Raw genomic sequence first — 4,949 nt, 5'->3', positions numbered from 1 at the left:
GCGCGGGCGCGACCCCAAGCTTTGATGTGGCACGCCGCTGGCGTGCGGGCCGCAGGAGCGGTTGCCGCTCGCGAGTCGTTCCCACAACGCGGTACGGCGAGTAATTCGTCAGTAATACAATCGACGTCCCTCGGGATACTCGGTTCGCTGACGCTCTCCCTTGGCACCCAACGAATTGTTGTTGTCAGCGGTAGGGCGCGAGCCCTCCGGTCCGTCAACGCGTATTCAACGCAGAAACCGGCCCGCTCGCGCCGCTCCGCTAACGCCTGTAGTCCAAGCCATTCGCCGGAGGTGGTCGCAGCAACAACTTCGCAATATCCTACGGCGAACTCGGGCCTGTTTACTGGTCTGCGTTTTGACGTCCTGCGCCGGACGATCGGTCGCCAAAACGTGCCTCAATTTGCTATTAACAACTTGGTAGTCAAGAGATCTTCATGTCTGTTTATTGCCCAAAATGTCTGATGCCGGTAACAGCTACTTCAGATGATACTTGTCCGATTTGCAAGACAGACCTGAACCCGACGCCAACCGAGACATCGAAGTCCTCCGATCCAAACCAACTATTCCCGACTTGGTTTACCAAATTGCTGATGATTGGTTTCGCACTCGCAGTCGCGAAAGCGCTCTTCGGACCCTAATCGTTTCGTGGCTTCGGTTGCTCTGCGTCGAAGGGCCAACGCCTAGGACGTCGAGCTGCAGAGTACGTGGAGAATTGGATTGCTGAGTGCACCGCTGCCGTCTCTGATGGCAGTTGCGATCGGGTACACTAGATATCGTCAAGGGTGACGAGGAGGCCGTCAACTTTCGGATTTAGGCTGCCCCCTTATCCGCTCGCATCAATGAGGCGATGACGAATGGATCTGATTCTCATTATCATCCTGGCCTGCATCGGAGCCTTGTTGGGGTTTGGGATCGGCCTCCTGGTTCCCGGTGCATCTGTGTCGTTGGTGGTATTGACCTCCTGCTCGTTTGCGGCGCTCGGCCTGGCCGCCGCATACGTGCTGTTGATGATGGCGAAATCACACTCGATGAAAGCCCGGCGAGCGACATCCGTGCCGGCGTGCAAACCACGGCCGCCACAAACACGTCGCCGATTTGAAGAACGTCTCAGGAGGTTCGTTGATCAAACGGGCGTTACAGGTGTGCGGCGTCATGAGCAACACAACTCGACGATGCCGTTTTGGACGTCGGTCACCCAGTTCGCCAGGACTCCGCCGAGATCTTCGTTGTCCATTCGTCAATTCCTGTGGAACATTCGACGTATCCTGCGTCATTAAAAACGCCGACGACGATCGTTTCACAAATTCTTTACCGCCAATCCGCCTTCGGTTTGAACCATGAACGTTGACGCGTACCTGGAACAACTCTACCGCGAAGGTTGTCGCAATGACGATTTCGCTCGCGCAATCAGGTTTGGTCATCGATAACGATCGCGCACTTCAGGAAACGATGACCAACCCTTACGCACCTCCCGCCACGCCGCCCGAGCCGCCAGCGGAACTGCCGACTTCGTCGGACGACCGAGACCGCTACCTCGCTCGTGCGGCGAAGATCTACAAATGGATGGGTTGGATCGGTTTGATCTATTTCGGCATCATCTATCCGATCGGGCTTTGGTCAGAACTCTCCGAATCGCCCGTCAGCTTGGGTGACGTGATCGGCATGACGGTGACGACCGCGGGGTTTGCGTTTCTGTTTTCACAGATGATTCGGCTTTCGCGGCGGATGCACACGGGACTTGAATCGGCCTATAGCAAAATCCGGTGGGTCGGTCTGTTGGCCGGCGCCTTCGGTTTCCCGCTGCTGACGTTTCCCGCGTTCTACGCGGTTTGGTTGGTTGGCCGGGCACGCGGATTGGCGAATGATGAGGAAATCGTAGAAAGGCAAACCGAAGGCGAGGGATAAAGAAACAACTCGACAGGCTGGAAGCCTTTCCCACTCGTTACGCCGCGCGATGCCACGACACAGTCGATGAAAGAGCATCAGCAATACGTTGTACGTCCCAAGGCAATGTGGTTGACGATGTGTAGCCACCAATGCCCCCTGGGAGAGTGTCACCGAAAGCCGCACGACCTCGAAAAGGGGGGAGGCCGGAGCCAAGAAGGATCCACCTCGGATCGAGCTGCGCGACCCGCGTCGTTCGCAATTAAGTTGCGACGCAGTACACTATTCGCAAAGTGGAGTACGCATGCTGCTTGCCGTGTCGTGCAGCCGCAAGCTGGAAGCTTACTCCACATCTCGCAAGCTGGAAGCTTACGCCACGCTCTATCCCCCCAACCACCTTGAGCCATGATTTGTTTTGTCCGTTGGTCCGTGACCGCTGCGCTGTTGTTCTGTCTCGTTGGACAAGCCCGCGGCGCAGAGTTCATCTGCCGCTACTGTGCCGATGGCCGTTCCCACGCAATGCTGCCGCTGGGACTGGAACTCGACGGTCGTTACCAATACGCACCCGATCGCCAAGTCGATGTGCTGCACTTGAAGCTGGACGTGACGCCCGACTTTGACGCGCGAACGGTCGCCGGCACGGTCTCCATCACCGCTCAACCGATCGCCGAACCGGTTGAAATCTTGCGGTTGGATGCGATCGACATCCACGTCCAACAAGTGCGTTGCCAGGAAGCGACGGTTGAGGATTTCATTTCCACCCGCGACGGGCTGCAGATCGCGTTCACCGAACCGATTCCGGTCGGGACTGAATTCACGGTTGAAATCGACTATTCCGCCCAGCCCAACGCGGGGCTGTATTTCCGCACCGCCGAAATGGGTTACCCCGAGCAAGACACTCATATCTGGACCCAAGGAGAAACTCACGAGGCGCGGCACTGGTTCCCCTGTTTCGACTACCCCAACGAACGGTCCTCGACCGAAGTGATCTGCCACGTCCCGAAGACCATGCGTGTGCTGAGCAATGGAAAACGGATGGGAGAAACGATCGATGCGGCAGGCCTGAAAGCCGTCCGTTGGTTGCAAGAGAAACCGCATGCGAACTACTTGATCTGTCTGGTCGCCGGGAACCTGGAGAAACTCGAGAAACGTCATCGCGACATCGCGCTCGGTTTCTACACGCAACCGACGCTGGCCGAACACGCCGCCAACTCATTTCGTGACACGCCCGAGATCATGGCGTTCTTTGAACAGGAAATCGGTGTGCCGTTTCCCTGGCACAAGTACGATCAGGTCACGATTCGCGACTTCACCGCCGGCGGCATGGAGAACACGTCGCTGACCACGCTGACGCACACGACGATCTTTTCCGAGGCGACCGAGAACATTCGCACGACCCGGCGACTGGATGCCCACGAGATGGCGCACCAGTGGTTCGGTGACTACGTGACCTGCAAAGACTGGAGTCACCTGTGGCTCAACGAAGGCTTTGCGACCTATTACACCCATCTGTTCGAAGGCCACAAATTCGGACGCGATGCGCTGCTGTATGGACTCTACAACGATGCGACCGGTCGGGTGCTGCCCCAAGACAAAGACACCAAGCCGATCGTGTACAACGGCTACCGCAACCCGATGCAGCAGTTCGATTACCGCTCGTACCCCAAAGGCAGTTGGGTGCTGCACATGTTGCGTAGCCAACTGGGAGCTGATTTGTACCGCAAGTGCGTCAAGGAATACCTGCAGCGGCACGCGTTGACCAGTGTCGTGTCGGACGACCTGCGACAGGTGATCGAAGAACTGAGCGGTCGACCGATGGACCGGTTCTTTGATCAATGGCTTTATCATCCGCGGCATCCCGATCTGAAGATCACCTACAAATGGATGCCCAAAGAAAAACTGGCCAAGGTCACGGTCAAGCAAACCCAAAAGCTGAGCGACGATGTCCTGTTGTATCACTTCCCGACGAAGTTGCGTTTCATCGTCGAGGGCGATACCGTCGATCGCGAGATCGAAATCAGCCAGGTCGAGGAAGATTTTTACGTTCCCCTGGCCGCCAAACCCTCGATCGTCCGCTTTGATCCCGACTACACCGTCTTGGCAACTGTCTCGTTCGACAAAGCCAACGATCTGCTGGAATCGCAAATCAAAAACACCGACGATATGATGGGGCGTTTGCTTGCCTGTGTGGCCCTGGCCGATCGCAAAACGGATGCGTCGGTCAAATTGTTAGCCGAGCGACTGAACACCGATCCGTTTTTTGGTGTGCGAATCGAAGCGGCCAAGGCGCTCGGCAAGCACGGCTCCGACAAAGCGCTCGAGGCATTGAAATCGAGTTGGCAGGGTCAGTCGGACGCCCGTGTGCGGCAAGCCGTCGTGCAGCGTTTGTTCGGACGCTTCACCCCGGAGACGCTGGAGCTGGCTTTGGACGTGTTGGAAAAAGAATCTAATCCCGCGATCCAGGTCGCTGCAATTGCAGTGTTGGGGCGATTCCATGGAGACACGTCGAAACAGAAATTGACGGAACTGTTGGAATCCGAGTCGTTCGGCAATGAGTTGGCTGATGCAGCGATCTCGGCGATCGGAAAAATGAATGAACCCGCCTTTGCCCCGGCGTTGCTGTCCGCCCTGGAGAAACGTCACGGGGAATTCGACGCACGCGATTTCGGACGCGGGTTGACGGCGTTGGCCAAGACCGCCCGATCACTTGAAAACAAGGATTCAGTCTTCGAATTCCTCTGCTCTCACGTTGAGCATCCCAAGTCCACCGTCCAGACCTCTGCGCTCAACGCCCTTGGCCAACTGGGTGACCTTCGCGCCGTCGCGGTGATCGAATCGTACACCGATTCGGGAGACAGCCGGATTGCCGACGCCGCGAAACGCGCTCTGGCGGAACTCAACGCGTCTCGACCGCTGGTCCCGACCGAGATCGTCGAGCTACGCAAGACGATGACCGAACTGAAACAGGAAACGGAGAAACTGAAGGCCGAGCTCAAAGACTTGAAGGCCCAAGAAGCGGCAAGCGAGAAGGACCAGTAGCAGCGTCCGGCCCGTTGCGGGAGTGC

General features: G+C 57.3%; 2 protein-coding genes. Both read left to right on the top strand.

Annotation, left to right across the window (positions count from 1 at the left end; genetic code table 11):
• Positions 1-1,386 precede the first annotated feature (1,386 nt).
• Positions 1,387-1,905, top strand: a complete 519-nt coding sequence (locus tag ABX749_RS21695) for a hypothetical protein (RefSeq protein ID WP_372897821.1) — start codon at positions 1,387-1,389, stop codon at positions 1,903-1,905.
• Positions 1,906-2,289: 384 nt separating this feature from the next.
• Positions 2,290-4,923 (top strand): M1 family aminopeptidase, encoded by a 2,634-nt coding sequence (locus tag ABX749_RS21690; protein ID WP_372897820.1) that lies wholly within the window; start codon positions 2,290-2,292, stop codon positions 4,921-4,923.
• The last annotated feature ends 26 nt before the right edge of the window (positions 4,924-4,949 follow it).

Source organism: Stieleria sp., assembly GCF_041595215.1.
Classification (GTDB): Bacteria; Planctomycetota; Planctomycetia; order Pirellulales; family Pirellulaceae; genus Stieleria; species Stieleria magnilauensis.
The sequence above is the reverse complement of the archived record's forward strand: the minus strand, read 5'-3'. Positions and strand labels throughout refer to the sequence as shown.